This window comes from Ostreiculturibacter nitratireducens (assembly GCF_032670585.1).
In the GTDB taxonomy this organism is placed as follows: domain Bacteria; phylum Pseudomonadota; class Alphaproteobacteria; order Rhodobacterales; family Rhodobacteraceae; genus Ostreiculturibacter; species Ostreiculturibacter nitratireducens.
In genome coordinates, this window is sequence record NZ_JAVQHL010000001.1 from 580,215 (window position 1) to 596,546 (window position 16,332).

Annotated in this window: 17 protein-coding genes and 2 pseudogenes; 8 read left to right on the plus strand and 11 right to left on the minus strand. The window is 62.4% G+C overall.

What is annotated here, in order from left to right; all coding sequences use genetic code 11:
• Positions 1-97 precede the first annotated feature (97 nt).
• The 3 genes from ABCN56_RS02715 to ABCN56_RS02725 all read left to right on the plus strand — a co-directional run bounded on the left by ABCN56_RS02715 (position 98) and on the right by ABCN56_RS02725 (position 2,940).
• Positions 98-562 carry an Lrp/AsnC family transcriptional regulator gene (locus tag ABCN56_RS02715; protein ID WP_343079232.1) on the plus strand — a complete coding sequence of 155 codons (465 nt, stop codon included), beginning with the start codon at positions 98-100 and terminating at the stop codon, positions 560-562.
• 247 nt (positions 563-809) lie between these two features.
• The gene (locus tag ABCN56_RS02720) at positions 810-1,244 is read left to right on the plus strand and encodes a universal stress protein (protein WP_343079233.1); all 435 of its coding nucleotides are present in this window, start codon (positions 810-812) and stop codon (positions 1,242-1,244) included.
• Positions 1,245-1,272: 28 nt separating this feature from the next.
• The gene (locus tag ABCN56_RS02725; protein ID WP_343079234.1) at positions 1,273-2,940 is read left to right on the plus strand and encodes a BCCT family transporter; all 1,668 of its coding nucleotides are present in this window, start codon (positions 1,273-1,275) and stop codon (positions 2,938-2,940) included.
• 190 nt (positions 2,941-3,130) lie between these two features.
• Here ABCN56_RS02725 and ABCN56_RS02730 read toward each other — a convergent pair whose 3' ends face one another.
• Positions 3,131-3,739, minus strand: a complete 609-nt coding sequence (locus ABCN56_RS02730; RefSeq protein WP_343079235.1) for an HD domain-containing protein — start codon at positions 3,737-3,739, stop codon at positions 3,131-3,133.
• Between ABCN56_RS02730 and ABCN56_RS02735 the strand changes: the two genes are divergently transcribed.
• The gene (locus tag ABCN56_RS02735; RefSeq protein WP_343079236.1) at positions 3,729-4,700 is read left to right on the plus strand and encodes a LysR family transcriptional regulator; all 972 of its coding nucleotides are present in this window, start codon (positions 3,729-3,731) and stop codon (positions 4,698-4,700) included. The genes ABCN56_RS02730 and ABCN56_RS02735 overlap by 11 nt on opposite strands.
• A 260-nt stretch (positions 4,701-4,960) precedes the next feature.
• Here the strand turns inward: ABCN56_RS02735 and ABCN56_RS02740 are convergent, their stop codons facing one another.
• A complete protein-coding gene (locus ABCN56_RS02740) occupies positions 4,961-5,236 on the minus strand; it encodes an Lrp/AsnC family transcriptional regulator (RefSeq protein ID WP_343080104.1) in 276 nt (91 codons plus the stop codon).
• 57 nt (positions 5,237-5,293) lie between these two features.
• A pseudogene (locus tag ABCN56_RS02745) lies at positions 5,294-5,422 on the minus strand (Lrp/AsnC family transcriptional regulator); the annotation flags it as partial.
• Positions 5,423-5,571: 149 nt separating this feature from the next.
• Here ABCN56_RS02745 and ABCN56_RS02750 point away from each other — a divergent pair.
• The 3 genes and pseudogenes from ABCN56_RS02750 to ABCN56_RS02760 all read left to right on the plus strand — a co-directional run bounded on the left by ABCN56_RS02750 (position 5,572) and on the right by ABCN56_RS02760 (position 7,773).
• Positions 5,572-6,099, plus strand: coding sequence for a protein tyrosine phosphatase family protein (locus tag ABCN56_RS02750; protein ID WP_343079237.1), 528 nt, complete (start codon positions 5,572-5,574; stop codon positions 6,097-6,099).
• A gap of 308 nt (positions 6,100-6,407) precedes the next feature.
• Positions 6,408-6,609: pseudogene (locus ABCN56_RS19680) on the plus strand (IS5/IS1182 family transposase); the annotation flags it as partial.
• 72 nt (positions 6,610-6,681) lie between these two features.
• Positions 6,682-7,773 carry a YeeE/YedE family protein gene (locus tag ABCN56_RS02760; protein ID WP_343079238.1) on the plus strand — a complete coding sequence of 364 codons (1,092 nt, stop codon included), beginning with the start codon at positions 6,682-6,684 and terminating at the stop codon, positions 7,771-7,773.
• A 52-nt stretch (positions 7,774-7,825) separates the two neighbouring features.
• Here ABCN56_RS02760 and ABCN56_RS02765 read toward each other — a convergent pair whose 3' ends face one another.
• The 5 genes from ABCN56_RS02765 to ABCN56_RS02785 form a co-directional block, all read right to left on the minus strand.
• Positions 7,826-8,584 carry an SDR family NAD(P)-dependent oxidoreductase gene (locus tag ABCN56_RS02765; protein ID WP_343079239.1) on the minus strand — a complete coding sequence of 253 codons (759 nt, stop codon included), beginning with the start codon at positions 8,582-8,584 and terminating at the stop codon, positions 7,826-7,828.
• Between the two features lie 16 nt (positions 8,585-8,600).
• A complete protein-coding gene (locus ABCN56_RS02770) occupies positions 8,601-9,416 on the minus strand; it encodes an ABC transporter permease (protein ID WP_343079240.1) in 816 nt (271 codons plus the stop codon).
• 7 nt (positions 9,417-9,423) lie between these two features.
• Entirely contained in the window at positions 9,424-10,215 is a 792-nt protein-coding gene (locus ABCN56_RS02775) for an ABC transporter permease (protein ID WP_425466080.1), read from the minus strand.
• A 70-nt stretch (positions 10,216-10,285) separates the two neighbouring features.
• Positions 10,286-11,449, minus strand: a complete 1,164-nt coding sequence (locus ABCN56_RS02780) for an ABC transporter substrate-binding protein (protein WP_343079242.1) — start codon at positions 11,447-11,449, stop codon at positions 10,286-10,288.
• Between the two features lie 30 nt (positions 11,450-11,479).
• Entirely contained in the window at positions 11,480-12,604 is a 1,125-nt protein-coding gene (locus ABCN56_RS02785) for an ABC transporter ATP-binding protein (protein ID WP_343079243.1), read from the minus strand.
• A gap of 101 nt (positions 12,605-12,705) precedes the next feature.
• Here ABCN56_RS02785 and ABCN56_RS02790 point away from each other — a divergent pair, with 101 nt between their 5' ends.
• Positions 12,706-13,497, plus strand: coding sequence for a helix-turn-helix transcriptional regulator (locus ABCN56_RS02790; protein WP_343079244.1), 792 nt, complete (start codon positions 12,706-12,708; stop codon positions 13,495-13,497).
• A 219-nt stretch (positions 13,498-13,716) separates the two neighbouring features.
• Here the strand turns inward: ABCN56_RS02790 and ABCN56_RS02795 are convergent, their stop codons facing one another.
• From ABCN56_RS02795 to ABCN56_RS02805, 3 genes are read right to left on the minus strand one after another with little or no spacing between them, the layout of a single operon-like run.
• Positions 13,717-14,004 carry a cupin domain-containing protein gene (locus ABCN56_RS02795; protein ID WP_343079245.1) on the minus strand — a complete coding sequence of 96 codons (288 nt, stop codon included), beginning with the start codon at positions 14,002-14,004 and terminating at the stop codon, positions 13,717-13,719.
• A gap of 60 nt (positions 14,005-14,064) precedes the next feature.
• Entirely contained in the window at positions 14,065-15,252 is a 1,188-nt protein-coding gene (locus ABCN56_RS02800) for an ABC transporter substrate-binding protein (RefSeq protein WP_343079246.1), read from the minus strand.
• A 42-nt stretch (positions 15,253-15,294) separates the two neighbouring features.
• On the minus strand, positions 15,295-16,332 hold the full coding sequence (locus tag ABCN56_RS02805; protein ID WP_343079247.1) for a branched-chain amino acid ABC transporter permease: 1,038 nt from the start codon (positions 16,330-16,332) through the stop codon (positions 15,295-15,297).

The following is a 16,332-nucleotide window of genomic DNA, read 5'->3' on the forward strand; positions in this document are numbered from 1 at the left end:
TCCCGTTTTCGGACGCAACCCGCTCAATATGTCCGAATATCGGATCAAGGGCACGAAATGGCTTTCCAGAACGCGGGTTTTCGGAAAGTCTGGCCGAATGGACAAATTCGACGCCCTTATCCTCGACTCACTCCAGCAGAATGCCCGCCTGACGGCCGATGCGCTGTCACAACGCGTCGGGCTGTCTCCCGATGCCTGCCGCAAGCGGCTTGCAAGGCTGCGGGACTCGGATGTGATCGAATCCGAAATCGCCGTCTTGCGCCCAAGTGCCGTGGGTCGGGGGCTGATCCTGATCGTCGAGGTCACGCTTCATACTGAGCGGCTGGCCGATATCGACCGGTTCAAGCGCCGGATGAAGCAGTCCCCGGAGGTGATGCAGTGCTACTATGTGACCGGAAACGCGGATTTTATCCTGATCCTGTCCGTCCGTGACATGGCCGATTACGAGGATTTCACCCGCCGCCACTTCTTCGCCGAGGAAAACGTGATGCGCTTCCGGACCAGCGCCGTGATGGACCGTGTGAAAGTGGGCTTCTCGATGCCCGTCAGTAAAACGGACTAAGCAGCCACCCTTGCAGGACCCGGGCCCCGCGCGGCGTCGAGACGGACATCCGGGGCGATTTCGACAGATGCCGCCAGCCGCGTCGAAAGACCGCAGACCGCGCACTCCCCGTCAGAACGGCCACGGGTTGTGCTCCCCTTTCCAGTGGTCCACCCTTGGCGCGGCCCCGGTGGTTCCCCCTTGGCGCGGCCACCCTGCAACACACCTGACTGACGGCCAGTTCGTCGCAATAGAGCGAGCCCCCCTCATGTTCAAACACATCCTTGTCCCCGTGGACCTTGCCCATGCCGAGCGGCTTCACAAAGCGCTTGCGATCGCGGCGGAAATGGCGCGGCTTCATTCCGCTCCCGTCACGTATCTCGCCATTGCCGAGGAAACGCCGGGACCTGTCGGACACAATCCAAACGAGTTCCGCGAGCACCTGGAAGCTTTCGCCCGCGGCGAGGGGGACAAGCACGGGATCGAGACGCGGGCGCACATGATCGTGTCGACCGATCCCGCGGTGGAGATCAATCGGTCCATCCGGAACGCGGTGAAGGAACTCGGGGCCGATCTGGTCGTCATGGCCTCGCACGCCCCCACGGTGATGGACTGGATCCTGCCTTCACACGCCGGAAATGTCGCTGAGCATTCCGAAGCTTCGGTTTTCGTCGTGCGCTTGGCGCCAAACGGACCGATCTAGAGGCACTTCCGAAACGAAAGACACTGCCATGACTGAAGATCCGCGCGACCAGGAAGAACCTGTCGGCGCCACCCCCGAACTCGAGCCAATACCCGAGCCCGAAGGCGACACGGAGATCATCCAGACCAGTTACGAGATTGGTCAGGACAACATCGCCCCGCGCTGGGTGCTCGAATTCGACTTCCACCAGACGGTCTTCACCATCTCCGCGATCGGCGTGATGGCGTTCACCATCCTCGCGCTCATCTTCCAGACCGAGGCCGAGCCGCTGTTCACGGGGCTGCGCGACTGGCTGACGACGAACCTCAATTGGTTCTTTCTGCTCGCCGGCAACATCTTCGTGGTCCTGTGCCTGTTCCTGATCGTGTCTCCGCTCGGCAAGATCCGCCTTGGCGGGCCGGAGGCGACACCGGACTACGGCTACATCGGCTGGTTCGCGATGCTCTTCGCCGCGGGGATGGGCATCGGCCTGATGTTCTACGGCGTGTCCGAACCGATGTCGCATTATTCGTCGTCGTTCGCAGGCGTAAGCTTCGACGAGAACGGTGTCCGCACGGACTGGGCGCCACTCGGCGGGGCCGCTGGTGATGCCGCGGGATCGATCCGACTGGGCATGGCCGCGACGATCTTCCACTGGGGGCTGCACCCCTGGGCCATGTATGCGGTCGTGGCGCTGGCGCTGGCGCTGTTCTCCTACAACAAGGGTCTGCCGCTGACGTTGCGTTCGGCCTTCTACCCGATCTTCAAGGAAAAGGTCTGGGGTTGGCCGGGGCACATCGTCGATATCCTCGCGATCTTCGCCACGATCTTCGGCCTGGCGACATCCCTTGGGATCGGCGCTCAGCAGGCGGCTGCGGGGCTGGATCACCTTTTCGGCTTCGGAACGTCGAATTCGCGTCTGATCTTCCTGATCGCCTTCATCACCGCCATAGCCATCTTCTCGGTCGTGCGCGGTCTCGACGGCGGGGTGAAGCTCCTGTCCGAGGTCAACATGGCACTGGCCGCCCTCCTGTTGGCCTTCGTCATCGCCTACGGCCCGACCGCCGAAATCGCCTCCGGCTTCGTCGCCAATCTCGCCGCCTATGGTGAATACCTTCCGGCTCTTTCGATGCCCTTCGGGCGCGAGGACGCGAACTTCGCCTCGGGCTGGACGGCCTTCTACTGGGCCTGGTGGATCAGCTGGTCGCCCTTCGTCGGCATGTTCATCGCCCGCGTGTCGCGCGGGCGCACGGTCCGCGAGTTCATCATCGCCGTGCTGATCGTGCCCACCATCCTGTCGGTACTGTGGATGACGGCGCTCGGCGGCACTGCGATCAGCCAGGTTCTGAACGACGGCTTCACCGGCGCGCAGGACGCCGCGCTGGAACTCAAGCTCTTCGAGATGCTGAGCCAACTGCCCCTGGCAGGGATCAGCTCGCTAATCGGGATCGTCCTCGTCGTGGTGTTCTTCGTCACCTCGTCCGACTCCGGCAGCCTTGTGATCGACACGATCGCGGCGGGGGGAAAGGTCAACGCGCCCGTCGTCCAGCGTGTCTTCTGGGCTACGCTCGAGGGCCTGGTGGCCATCGCCCTGTTGCTAGGAGGCGGGTTGGCCGCGCTGCAGGCAATGGCGGTTTCCACCGGGTTGCCCTTCACGATCGTTCTTCTGGCGGCATGCTATGCCATCGTTCGGGGCCTGATGAACGAACCGCGTTGACGACGCAACTGCTCGCGGCAACCGGTGGAGGGCCCCTTGCGGGGCCCGACAGGAAACCGGTTGCCGCTGGTCCACCCCGCCGAATTCACCCACCTGCCGGGCGCTGGCGGGCGAATGCGGACCGATCTCTCAGCCAGCCTTGTGCGCGGAACCGACGGCAACCCATGACCGGGTCCCGCCCCCGGTCCGCTCAGCCATGCTGATCGACCGTGTCCTCTGACGTTTCGGCAAGTTCCAGGTGCCCACTCGACTTCGAGAAGACCCGGCGCACCATCGGCTCGAAGAACTCCAGGGGTTTCGTCGGGTACTCGGGGTCGAAGGCGTTCTGATCGTAGTTGTGACAGAAATAGACGCAGTCGTCGTAGTACGGGCTGTCCCTGTATTTGTCGCGCGCGTTCCGGTCGCCGCCCAGATGGTGGTTGTAGTAGTGGCCCTGAAAGACGCAGTGGTGTTTGAGGATCCAGCAGGCCTTTTCGGACATGTAGGGCTTGGCGATCGCGGCGGCGAGTTCGCCGTGATTGTACGGCGACAGGATGTCCCCGACATCGTGGATCAGGGCCGCCACGACGATTTCCTCGTCTGCGCCATCCTCGTAGGCGCGCGTGGCTGATTGCAGGCAGTGCTGGTAGCGGTTGATCGGATACGGCGTCCAGTCCTCGTCGAGCGAGCGGATCGCGTCGAGCAGGCGGTTCACGAGGCCCGCATTGAATTCCTCCTCATAGTCCATGACAGCAAGGAAATCCTCCTTGGTGGCATCTTCCATCCGGGTCCACGTGGGCTTGTGCGATTTGTCGAGCATTGCGCGTTCCTTTGCCTTCGCAGAGTTCCGACACGGCGTCGGACCTCGCGTTGGGATAGCACCAGGGCAGACCACAAAAAAGATAATTGATTTTGCCATTACGATAGAATTATTTTGTTATTCTATGCATATCACCCAGCTTCACACCTTTCTGGCGGTCACAGAGAGCGGCAGTTTCCACCTTGCCGCCGAGCGACTGAATATCACGCAGGCCGCCGTGAGCGCGCGGATCCGGCAGTTGGAAACGATCCTCGACGTGCGTCTTTTCGACCGGGGACGGCGCGGGGCGGCGTTGACCGAGGCCGGCCGACATCTTCGGCCCCATGCCGAAAGCATCACAAGGCAATGGCGTACGGTGCTGGAGGATACGCGCCGCCGGTTCTCGGGCCGGGTCTTCCTTCGCCTCGGCTCGCAACTCAGTATCTGGGACAGGTTGCTTGTAGATCTTACGATCTGGATCGAGACCAAGTTGGACAAGCTGCCGCTCACGGTCAATTTCGATCACGACATGAACATGCATGAAGCTGTGCGGAACGGGATTCTCGATCTCGCGCTGACGCATGAACTCCCGGTCGGAGCCGATCTGGCCCACGCGCCGTTCCCCGCAGAACGGCTCGTTCTCGTCGCCGACAAGCCGTGTTCGCTGCACGACACCGAGTTGCCGTTGTTCGTGAACTTCGAACTGGGAGCCGAATATGACGCGGCGCTTGGCGACGCCCTGCCAAAGGGGGCTGCCCAGCACATCTTTCTCGGCAATTGCACGATGGGACTGCACTACCTCAGGCAAAGAGGCGGCATGGCCTATGCGCCGCAGCCGATGGTCCAGGACGATCTGCAGGCCGGGCGCCTCGTGGCCGTGCGGGACGCGCCCGATATCGAGATCAGCTGTCACGCGGTCTATGATCCGGAGTCGCCGGCCGCCGAACTGGTCAAACGGGTCCTTGAAGGGTTCGCCGCCTGACAGTGCTGTCGGACCGGAACGAACCAGCTTCTGGCTGAGCGGTAACGCTGCGCCTCAGCCAACGTCGAGTGTCATGCCAGAGCGGCGCCAACATTGTCCGGGCGGGCGCCACCTGCAGCGGATCGCCCAGCGGCTCGCGTCGATGCTGCGTTCGTGCAGATGATCCCCCACACTTCGCCGTGACGCGGGAAGCGAACGTCGATCTCCACCGCGGGGCGGATGATGCAGGGATTGGAAGTGAACCGGAAAAAGAGCTGCGCTCAGTCCGCGGCGCTCAATGGCAGCTTGGTCGTGTACTTGATCTGCTCGATGGCGAAGGTCGAGCTGACGTCCTTGAGTTTCACTGCCGCGATCAGTTTCTTGTAGAACCTGTCATAGGCGTCTATGTCCGGCACGACCACGCGGAGCAGATAGTCAACCTGACCGCTCATTCGGTAGAACTCCATCACCTCGGGAAATCCCTCAACGGCGGCATGGAAGCGATCCAGCCATTCCTGGCTATGTTCCGGCGTGGTGACGGCGACAAACACGGTCATGTTTGCGCCGGCCTTGCGGGGATCAAGTATGGTCACACGTTCCAGAATGGTCCCGTCTTCCTCGAGGCGCCTTATGCGATCGGCACAAGACTTTTCGTCCAGACCAGTCTGCTCTGCGACCTCCCTTGCCGAAAGGGCGGCATTGGATTGCAGAACGTCTAGGATCTTGGCGTCTGTTCGGTCCATTTTACCTGCTATCTGTAAGTCGCTGGCGTTCGATCAACTCATGGAAGGCCCTTCAAGTCTAGGCAAGCCACGGAATTTGTGAACAAGAAAGATGTTGCCGCAAAGGGAGAACTGTCGGCGGCGCAGTCTGAACAGGAGACTAGGCGGGCGTGCTCGAATTCGTCAATGTGACCCCGGAGTTCGCGATCGGTCCGCAGATATCGGCCGAGGATTTCGCGCCGCTTCGCGCGTCCGGCTTCGCTTCCGTTCTGAACGCGCGTCCCGACGATGAAACCGGGCCATATCTCCTTTCCCAGGATGCTGAGCGTCTCGCGCGCGCCAACGGTCTGGCGTATGCGCACAGCCCGACTGAAAACCACTCGATCTTCGAACCCGAGGTCATCGACCGGTTCGAACAGGCGCTGGTCGAACTGCCCAAGCCCATCTTCGCTCACTGCAAGAGCGGCACCCGGGCCGCGATCCTCTGGGCGCTCGTTGCTTCGCGTCATCGTTCCGTAGAAAGTGTCATTGCAACGTTGCGGGCGGCCGGTCAGGAGCTCGAGTTCCTCGAGAACGAACTCCGTGAATCGGCCGATGCCGCTCGCCAATCACCATTCCGCCTGAAAGGAGACGCACTGCTTGTCCTGGGCCAGTCCAGCTTGCTCGGCGGCAGCGTCACACGTTCTGACGAGGAGTGAACCGCTGGAAGATCAGGAAACTGCGCGGTGCTCGCTGCCATTGCCGTGTTTCAGGCTGCGCTGCCTGCGTGATTCAAGCTTTCGCACCGATGAGGGCATGATGGGGCATCCCTTCTGACTGACCGGCAAACAGACAGCACGACTGCGGCTGTTCTCTCCGCGGAGCCTTGGCACGCCACGGGTTGATGACCGGCGCGTTCGGCGATGCGCGAACTTCATGAATCCCAACAGATTGCGACGGTGCGACACCCTCAAGAAGTATGGGCCGCCCAGGACGCCCTGAAGCCACCGGGCGCGTTGAAGGACTAGGGATGCACCCCTGCATCCCCGGCCCGATTTCCCGAGGGAAGGCCGTCCACCACGACAAGCGCCGCTACAAGCTGCGCAACCGCATCGGGATCATCTTCATCGCCTGAAGGACTGGCGCCGGGTCGCGACCCACACGACCGATGCCCCAAGGACTTCCTCTCCGCTGTCGCCCTCGCCGTAGGCATCATGTTCTGGCTTTGACGATCCATGAGTCTGGAGCCTAATGTCATCCGCAATCGTGCCTGACAGAAAAAGCACCACGGGGGGGAGAAGATGGTCGAATCGTGGAAAATGGCGGCCGTGGAATCCGCGGCATTCTATATCGGCTGGGGCGGGTTACTCATTGGCATCGCTTTCGGTTTCATCGTCTACCGGACGAATTTCTGCACCATGGGGTCAATTTCCGACATTCTGTCCTTCGGCGACAAGAACCGGTTTCGCGCCTGGCTGCTGGCCATCGCAACGGCGATTCTCGGCGTGTGGTTGATCGAACGCGCGGGTGTGGCGGACACCAGTCTGTCCATGTATCGGACGCCGACACTTGGATGGGGCGCCAATATCGTCGGAGGGCTACTCTTCGGATTTGGCATGGTGTTCACGGGCGGGTGCATCAGCCGTAACCTGGTCCGAGCCGGCGCCGGCGATTTGCGCTCGGTAGTTGTCCTGCTGATAACCGGAGTCTTCGGCTACATGACGATCGGCGGTCTTCTGGGCCCGCTGCGCGTGTCGATCTTCACGCCCTTGTCGTCCGAGCTCGGAGCAGCAGGGATAGAAGATCAGGGTATCGGCGCAGTCATTTCCAGCCTGACCGGGATGTCGGTCGAAGCGGCGACGACCGCCAGCGCGCTGGCCATCGCGGCAGCACTTGTTTTCTATTGCTTCAAAAGCCCCGAATTCCGTTCATCTGCCGCCAACCTGACGGCCGGCATCGGAATCGGGCTCTGCGTGGTGTTCGGCTGGATCCTGACCGGGCTGACCTATGACGAATTTGCCGCCAACCCGACGCTCATATCGCTCAGCTACGTGCGTCCGGCCGGTGACACGATTGACTTCGTCATGCGCTACACGGCACTCGGAGCGCCCGGTTTCGGCGTCGCGACAGTTGCGGGGGCCTTGATCGGCGGATTTCTCGGGGCCCTGTCCATGGGGCGCCTTCACCTGACCACTTTCGCCGACAAGGCGGATACAATCAGGAACATGTTTGGCGCGGCGCTCATGGGGATCGGCGGTGTGCTGGCGCTTGGCTGTACAGTCGGCCAAGGGCTGACCGGAGTATCGACGCTGGCCATCGGGTCGGTCATCACATTTGTCTTCATCGTGGTCGGCGGCATCGTCGGCATCAAGACGATGGATGCTATCGCCTGAACCGCAACGTCTCGCGGCGCAACTCGCTTGCTGGTGCCATCGGACGGTGCTGTCAGATTGACTCCGCCCCATCAATCACCAGCGCGTGCCCGGTCATGAACGAGGATCGGTCGGAAGCCAGAAATACGATCCCGTCGGCCATTTCGTCGACCGTGCCCCAACGCCCCATTGGGATCTGGTGCGCGATATAGCTCTCGAGTTTCTCGCGTCCGCCCATTTGCTGCTCGAAGCCAGCGTTGAACGGGGTATCGATGAAGCCGGGGCAGAGCGTGTTGACCCGCACATTGAACCGGCCATAGTCCTTCGCGATCTGCTTGGCCATGGCAACGACGGCGTGTTTGGTGGTGGCGTAGGCCACCATCTCGCTGTCGTACTGGATGCCCGAACCCGACGCCGTGATGATGATCGAGCCTCGGCGCGCCTTCTTCATGTGCGCCATGGCCGCGCGGGTGGCCACGAAGTGCGAGCGCACGTTGAGCCGCCACGAAGCGTCCATGTCGTCGGCAGTCACCTCCTCCAGGGTGCCCGGGATCTGGATGCCGGCATGAGAGTGGAGCACGTCCAGCCGGCCATGCCGGGCGACCGCTCCATCGATTGCCGCGATCACCGCAGCATCGTCACCCGCGTCGAGTTGGGACCCCTCGGCTTGACCCCCCTCGTCCCGGATCCTGGTTGCCGTCGCCTCGGCCGCCGGGCCATTCAGGTCCGTCGCGATCACGATCGCGCCCTCGCGGGCCATAGCCAGTGCGCCCGCTCGTCCGATGCCCGATCCGGCTCCGATCACGAAGGCCACGCGGTCCTGAAGAAGCATCAACAAGTCCCTCCGTTCAGGCGGGCTTCCGCCCGCGTTGCAGTATCGCCTGCGCGACGATCAGCAGGATCAGGGAAACAGCCAGAACCATCGTGCCAATGGCGTTGATCTCGGGCGTCACTCCGCGACGGATCGAGGAGAAGACGTAGATCGGAAGCGTGGTTTCGGATCCCGCGACGAAGAAGGCGATGATGAAATCGTCGAAGCTGAAGGTGAAGCCGAGCAGGAAACCCGCGAGGATCCCAGGGAAGATCTGCGGCAGTGTCACCTGGCGGAACGTCCCGAACGGCGTCGCGTAGAGGTCGGCCGAGGCTTCGATCAGGCTGCGGTCCATGCCCGCGATCCGCGCCCGCACGATTATGATGACAAGCGCCATCGCGAAGAGCCCGTGCGCGGCGATGAGCGAGCCATAGCCAAGCGACAGGCGCGGCGCGGATTCGGCCACCGGCCAGATGGCGGAAATGATCGGGTTCAGCCAGTCAAACAAGGTGACCAGGGCAATCAACGTCGCGATTCCGATCACGATGCCGGGCACCATGACGGCGATATAGATGAGCGCGTCGAAGAACACCCTGAGCCGGCCCTTGACCGACTGAAGCGCCAGCGCCGCGGCCGTTCCGAAGAGCGTCGCGAGGACCGCCGAGACGAAAGCCACCGTCAGGCTGGTTCTCAACGCATCCATCACGAAGGGATTGGACAGCGCCTTTCCGTACCACTGCACCGAAAACCCTTGCAGCTGCGTCGCATGCCGACCCGCGTTGAAGCTGAAAAGCGCGATGACCCCGATGGGGATGTAGAGGAAAAGGTAGACGGCGAACGCGTAGATCCTCATGGCCGCCTCACATCAGCGAGACTTCGTCGCGCGCTCCGGCCCAGCGGCGCGTGAACCGCATGTAGGCCGTGACCGTCACGAGCATGACGAAGACCAGCGCGACCGCGACAGCGGAGCCGAAGGCCCAGTTGCGTGACTGCAGGAACAGGTCGACAAGCGCATTGCCGACGAAGAACACCTTGCCACCGCCCAGCATCGCCGGGATCAGGAACTCGCCCATCAACAGGATGAAGACGAGCATGCATCCGGTCGCGACGCCCGGCATGGACAACGGCAGTGTCACCGATAGGAAGCCGCGCCAGGGCGGGCAACCAAGGTCGGACGACGCCTCCAGCAGTCGCTTGTCCAGACGTTCGAGGCTCACGTAGATCGGGAAGATCATGAGCGGGAGGTATCCATAGACGATGCCGGTCAGCACGGCGAACGGCGTATTGATGAGCTGGATGCTGCCCAGCCCGAGGGCGGACAGAAACGCCGGGATGCCCTTGCCGCCAAGGATGAAGATCCAGGCATAGGTCCGGATCAGGATCGAGGTCCAGAAAGGGACGATGACGAGGACCAGAAGCAGCGTCCTCCAGCGCGGGTTGGCCCGCATCGCGAGGAAGTAGGCCAGGGGGTATGCAATTATCAGGCATAGGAGCGTCCCCACCGGCGCGAGCGTCAGCGTGTTCTTGAACGCCGTCCAGCGCGCGCCGAGGTTGGCATAGTTCTCGAGGGAGAAAGCGGGGACGTAGCCACCGGCCGGCCCCCGCTCTCCGAAGCTGAAGACGAACACGACCACGAGCGGCAGGATGAGCATGGCCACGAACCATGCGCCTGCCGGCAACAGGAACAATGCTGTTTTGTAACGTGGCCGCACCGTGACCTCCTCAGGCGGACTTGAAGCGCGCCATGAGCTCGGCCCGGTTCGGGTCGGTCAGCGTCACCGCTGCTCCGAATTCCAGGGCATCGAGGAGCTCCTGCGCGGGATAGAGGATCGGATCGTTCAGCACCTCGGCCGGAAGCAGCGCATTGACCCGGGAGTCCGCCACCGGATAGCCGTGGAACAGGCTCTCCTTCGCATTCACCTCCGGGGTGAGCAGGAAATCGATCAGCGCGTAGGCCGCGTCGAGGTGCGGTGCACCCTTCGGGATTGCATAGAAGTCGCTCCAGAGTTCGCCGCCTTCCTTGCCGAGGATATACTCGATTTCGGGCATGTCGCGGTTCATCTGCTTGCCATCGCCGGTCCAGCAGATCGTCATCCAGGCATCGCCCGAGCGCATCGAGGGCTGGTAGTCCGAGGTGATCGCGAAGAGGTGCGGCTTCACCTCGATCAGGAGCTTCTCGGCGTCGGCAAGCTCGTTCGGGTCGATCGAGTTGAACGAGTAGCCGAAATACTTCAGCGCGTTGCCGATGGTCGTGAGCTGGTAATCGTGCACCATGGTGCGGCCGGAGAACTCGGCCTTGGTGATGTCCCAGAACTCCTTCCAGGTCGACGGCTTCGGAAGCGCCCCGAGTTGCGAAGTGTTCACCGCAAAGCCGGTCGTGCCCCAGTTCTTCGGCACGCCGTAGATCTTGCCGTCCACGGTGCCAGGGCCCGCGAAGCGCTGGTCGAACGACATTGGGTCATAGTTGGGGATCTTGGCGAGGTCGAGCGGTTCGATCAGATCCTCGCTCACGTAGGTGGTCATCGTGTAGTTCGTCGGAACGAAAACGTCCCAGCCCGAGCCACCAGCCTGGAGCTTCGCCAGCATCTCCTCGTTCGATCCGAAGACGTTGACCTGAACCGCTGCGCCGGTCGCCTCGGTGAAGGCGTCGAAGTTGGCCGGGTCATGGTAGTTGGGCCACGTGGCCAGAACCACACGGTCGCCGATGTTCCCTTGCGCCCAGGCACCACGCGGGCGCAGGGCGGGCACCGCGGCGCCCAGAACGGCCGATGCGGCACCAAGGCCCGTCACGCCCAGGAAATGCCGCCGCGTGACGGAGCCTTTCTTGTAACGCCAAAGCTCAGCCATGAACTTTTCACGAGAGATGTAGTCATTCCGGTCCGACATGGTCTTTCTCCCAGTTGCTACGTGTCGTTGTCAGTCTTTCCCGAGGATCAGCGCCGTCCCGGCCCGCCAGGTCGCATGCGCCGCGTCGCCGGGTTCGAAACTGCCCTCGGTTGCCTCTGCCTGGCGCGGAACCAGCACCAGAAACTCTCCAATCACGTCATTCCTCACGAGGTATTCGGTATGCTCTCCGAGGAAGATCCGGTTCACGATCTGCACCTGCAGGCCGAGGGTCTGATCTCCCTCGACCGGCTTGCGGGTCAGCGCTATCTGCTCCGGCCGCAGGCTGGCTGATGCCGCCTGACCCGGAGCGAGTTCAGCCGTCACCGTCCCTGATATGACCAGTCCGCCCGCCGCCTCCATCGTGGCGCTCGTGGCCGAAGCCTTCGTCACGCGGCCGTCGAAGAAATTGGACTTTCCGACGAAGTCGGCGACGTAGCGGTTGCGCGGGCGGTCGTAGAGTTCCCGCGGCGAGCCGGTTTGCATGATGCGTCCGCCCCGCATGATGCAGATGCGGTCGGACATGGATAGCGCCTCCTCCTGATCATGCGTCACGAGGACGAAGGTGATCCCCAGTTTGCGCTGGAGCGTCTGCAGTTCGATCTGCATATCCCGACGCAGCTTGCGGTCGAGCGCCGCCATCGGCTCATCGAGAAGCAACAGCTTGGGACGGTTGATGAGCGCCCGGGCCAAGGCCACGCGCTGCTGCTGACCGCCCGACATTTCCCAAATGCGACGCGGACCGAAGTCCGGGAGCCGCACCGTCTCCAGTGCCTTGCTCACCCGATCCGCGACTTCGGCGACGGAGAGCTTCGGCCGCTGCTGGCGAAGACCGTAGGAGATGTTGTCGGCGACGTTCAGGTGCGGGAACAGCGCGTAATGCTGGAACACCATGTTCACCGCGCGCTTGTGCGCGGGAAGGTGGTTCACGACCTGACCGTCCAGAAGCACCTCGCCTTTCGTCGGCGTCTCGAAACCCGCCAGCATCCTGAGTGCCGTCGTCTTGCCGCATCCCGACGGGCCGAGAAACGACAGGAATTCCCCCTTGCGGATGGCGAGGTTCAGGTCCTCTGCCGCCACCACGTCGCCGAAATGCTTCGTCGTCCCGCGAAACTCGGCGATAGGCAGCGGTTCTGTCTCGGGGTCGGTGTTGTTCATCGGGCCGCTTGCATATGCTTGATTTTGGGGAAAATCGTAGGAACTATGCCGTTTGTTGTATATATCACAATTTGCATATGGTTATGCATGAAGCGCCACTGATGAATAGAAACGACAAGATTCACCTCATGGGAGAGTTGGTGGCGGCTATCGGCTCGAAAGACTTTCCGACACGGCTGGCAAGGCTTCTGCGCTGCATCGCGCCATACAACTACACCGTGATCTTCGGTTATCAGGGCGCCGCGCGCCCCCTGGACCTTTTCGATGACTTCCCAGTGGGAAAGCGCAAGATTTTCGTGACCGACTACCAGGAGGGCCCATACCTCCTCGACCCGTTCTACCTGGCATCGGTGGAGCCGGTGCCCGCGGGTCTCTACCGGATGCGCGACCTCGCACCTGACCGCTTCTACCAGGGCGAATACTTTCGCAGTTATTACGTGCAGACTGGGCTCGCCGAAGAGATAGGTTTTTTCGTCGACTTGCCCGGCCCCGCCATGGTCGTTACCTCGATGATGCGGGAGGAGCGTCCCTTCGCAGCCCGAGAAATCCGCGCACTGGAAGAAGTGCGGCCAGTGGTCGAGGCCTGCATTCGCCGCCATTGGCATGACCTTGCATCGAAGTTCGAGCAGCCAGAAGACGGCGCTGACGGGTCAAACCTGCAACTACAGATCGAGCAGTCTTTCCAGACCTTCGGCGACGGTCTCTTGACCCCGCGCGAGCGCGAGATTGTCGAATACACCCTCAAGGGGCACTCTGCCGATGCGATAGGACGGATCCTGTCCATCTCACCCGGCACGGTGCGCATCCACCGCCGCAACATCTACTCTAAGCTCAGGATAAGCTCGCAAGGGGAACTGTTCTCGAAGTTCATCGAGACCTTGGCACGGGCCTGAAAGGTGACGCGGAGCATCAGGGCCAGACGGATCGGCTCCGGGCTCGTCTTGAACTGCCGAAACGGATGACATTGGTCATGGGCGAAGGCCGAGAGACCGCCCTGCCCGTCTCAAGCCACGTTCCCCTTGCACTTCCCCTGGCATGAACGTGAGAGGTGGCCCCATCGAAGGCGCCCGGTTTCCGGCCCCTGCCGGAGGGCGCTCAGAAGACGAGCAGCATCACTTGAGTTCGATCTCGACAAAACTCATCGGGGCGTCTCCGCGATTTATGACGTTGTGCTCGACGCCAGCCGGTCGCTTGTAAGCATCGCCCGCCTTCACGGTCACTTCGCGGGACCCTCCGCCGGGCTCTTCCAGCAACATCGGGCAATCAGTAATCGCGGTGATGACATAATCCATCCCATGTGTGTGCCAGCCGGTCTCGGCTCCCGGCACGAAGTCAAAGCGCGTGACGCGTACCGCATCGTCCTCGATCATGAGTGTCGCAGTTGCCTGCAGGCGTGACATGGGCTTCCCTCCTGCTAGGACCGGCCGCGATCGGTCGCGGCCGGTCCGGTCTATTTCAGGTCACTTCATCAGGTCGGCCACCGGAATGGGTTCGGAGATCGTCCATTCGTCGACAACGCCGGGCTTGCCATTGCTGGTCTCGACGATCAGGTAGCGCGCCTTGTTCTGATGGTGCAGCTCGGAATTGAAGGTCCGCGGGCCAAAGAGCGTCGGCTCCTCATTCATCTTCTCGAGCTCGGCCACCACGGCCTCAGCATCGGTCGTGCCTGCGCGCTCCACTGCCTTGGCCCAGACGTCGATGAGCACGTAGCCTGGATAGACGTACTGCGTGGACGGGTCGCCTCCGGTCGCTTCCTTGTACGTCGCATTGAAGGCGGTCACCTCCGGGTTCGGGTCGTCGCCGTAGATGGAGCCCTGAACCGGTACGTAGAAGTTCGACAGATCAGGCACCGCTGACAGCCAGTACGAACCGTCGACGGCCGAGCCGTTGATGATCATCGAGTTGATGCCCGCCGCCCGGATCTGCTTGATGGCCGAAACGGCGCCCGGCATCATCGTGCAGAGCATGATCGCGTCCGGCTCTTCCGGCAACGACTTGATGCGCGTGATCTGCGCGGCGATGGAGGCGTCTTCGTTCTTGAACGTGTCCTCGCCCACAAGCTTCGCCTCGGGCAGCTGCGGCAGCATCCAGTCGAAACCGTCACAGATGCCCTTGTTGTATTCGGTCCATGTATCCAGAAGGCGGTAATAATTCCGCGCACCCTTCTTTTCGTAGGACCACTGCGCCATCGTCGCGCCCTGCACGGCCGCAAGGACCGAAGCCGAGAAGCTGTGCGGGCCGACGCCCTGGATGCCGGCCTTGATCGATTCCGCGCAGAGGAAGAACGACACGAGGCCAGCGCTTTCCGCCGTCAGAGCCGCCGGCGATCCGAAGTCGTAGTCGCACGAGACGACGACGAGGTCGGCTCCCTGGTCGATGACGGCGAGGCCCGCTTTCGCGCCCTCGGCCCGGTCGGTCTTGGTGTCGGCGTTCACCACCTCGATCTGCTGGCCCAGCAGCCCGCCTGCGTCGTTGATCTCCTTGATGCGGATCATAGCCGCGTCCTGTGCAGGCTTGTCGTAGGCCTGCATGAACCCCGACTCGGCGGTCGCGAAACCGACCACGATCTTGTCGTCTTGCGCCGCTGCCGGCGCCGCGAAGGTCGCCATCGCGACCAATGCGGGGATTACATAGCCCTGTCTTTTCATCGTCTTACTCCCATGCTGAACAGTCAGTTCTGTTGACCGGGTTCACCCGGATTTGCTGCTCTGGCGCCTGGGCCAGGTCAGTTCGGAATTGCCCATGATGCCGACGGGTCGCCGCGCAAGGATCAGGATCATCACGATCCCGAGCGCGATTTCCTGAACGCCGTTCGGCAGGGCGAAGGTCGATGTGCCAATGCTCACCCCGGCCTCAAGCCAGCGCAGCACCTGAATGAGCGTCGATAGGAGAAGGACGCCGAGCACGGCCCCCGACAGGCTTCCGATCCCGCCGACCACAAGCATCGACAAGGTGATGAAGGTAAGCCCGAGGTAGAAGGTGTCGGGTGTGACGACGCCTATGGAGTGGGCGAAAAGTGCGCCCCCCATGCCCATCACCGCGCCGGAGACGACAAAGGCAACGAGGCGCTCCCTTGGCAGGTCGATGCCGGAGGCCGACGCGGCGGTGGGCTCGTCCCGCGCAGCGCGGAGTGCCAGGCCGGAGCGGCTTATCGCGTGTGCCCATGCCACGAAGACGGCGAGGATCGCTGCGACGAGATAAGGCCAGACCGTGCGCACGATAGGGATGCCCACAACGGAGGAGGTCGCGCCGGTCACATCCTCCCAGTTCGAATAGACCGTGTTGATCATGGCGAGCATCGCGAAGGTCGCGATGGAGGCCGCGATGCCCGACAGCCGCATGAGGATCTTGCCGAAGATCCCCGCCCATATCGCGGCCCAGAGCGCGGCAAGGCCGGCTCCCGCCCAGAACGGAAGCTGCAACTGCGTCAGCCACTCCGGCAGACCCGGCAGAAGCGTCTGTTTCATCATCGGCGGCATCGTCAGCCAGGCGGCAGCATAGGCGCCAAGGCATGTGAAGCCAGCGTGCCCGAACGAAATGACCCCTGAGTTGCCGACGAAGATGTATAGCCCTACGACGAGGATCACGCGCAGGAACACGTCGATGATCGTCTGGTTGAAGGGCTTGGAGCCCACGAACCACGCCAGCAACGCGAAGGCGATGAGAAGCCCCGAGAGGATCAGCGGGGTGGCGATGGTGCGGCGGGTAACGGAGGCGCGTTGCGACAT

Bases quoted from the DNA above. Each gene is read 5' to 3' on its own strand.
- ABCN56_RS02715 (WP_343079232.1), top strand. From the start codon at position 98: ATGGACAAATTCGACGCCCTTATCCTCGACTCACTCCAGCAGAATGCC.
- ABCN56_RS02720 (WP_343079233.1), top strand. From the start codon at position 810: ATGTTCAAACACATCCTTGTCCCCGTGGACCTTGCCCATGCCGAGCGG.
- ABCN56_RS02725 (WP_343079234.1), top strand. From the start codon at position 1,273: ATGACTGAAGATCCGCGCGACCAGGAAGAACCTGTCGGCGCCACCCCC.
- ABCN56_RS02730 (WP_343079235.1), bottom strand. From the start codon at position 3,739: ATGCTCGACAAATCGCACAAGCCCACGTGGACCCGGATGGAAGATGCC.
- ABCN56_RS02740 (WP_343080104.1), bottom strand. From the start codon at position 5,236: ATGACCGTGTTTGTCGCCGTCACCACGCCGGAACATAGCCAGGAATGG.
- ABCN56_RS02760 (WP_343079238.1), top strand. From the start codon at position 6,682: ATGGTCGAATCGTGGAAAATGGCGGCCGTGGAATCCGCGGCATTCTAT.
- ABCN56_RS02765 (WP_343079239.1), bottom strand. From the start codon at position 8,584: ATGCTTCTTCAGGACCGCGTGGCCTTCGTGATCGGAGCCGGATCGGGC.
- ABCN56_RS02770 (WP_343079240.1), bottom strand. From the start codon at position 9,416: ATGAGGATCTACGCGTTCGCCGTCTACCTTTTCCTCTACATCCCCATC.
- ABCN56_RS02775 (WP_425466080.1), bottom strand. From the start codon at position 10,215: ATGCTCATCCTGCCGCTCGTGGTCGTGTTCGTCTTCAGCTTCGGAGAG.
- ABCN56_RS02780 (WP_343079242.1), bottom strand. From the start codon at position 11,449: ATGTCGGACCGGAATGACTACATCTCTCGTGAAAAGTTCATGGCTGAG.
- ABCN56_RS02785 (WP_343079243.1), bottom strand. From the start codon at position 12,604: ATGAACAACACCGACCCCGAGACAGAACCGCTGCCTATCGCCGAGTTT.
- ABCN56_RS02790 (WP_343079244.1), top strand. From the start codon at position 12,706: ATGAATAGAAACGACAAGATTCACCTCATGGGAGAGTTGGTGGCGGCT.
- ABCN56_RS02795 (WP_343079245.1), bottom strand. From the start codon at position 14,004: ATGTCACGCCTGCAGGCAACTGCGACACTCATGATCGAGGACGATGCG.
- ABCN56_RS02800 (WP_343079246.1), bottom strand. From the start codon at position 15,252: ATGAAAAGACAGGGCTATGTAATCCCCGCATTGGTCGCGATGGCGACC.
- ABCN56_RS02805 (WP_343079247.1), bottom strand. From the start codon at position 16,332: ATGTCGCAACGCGCCTCCGTTACCCGCCGCACCATCGCCACCCCGCTG.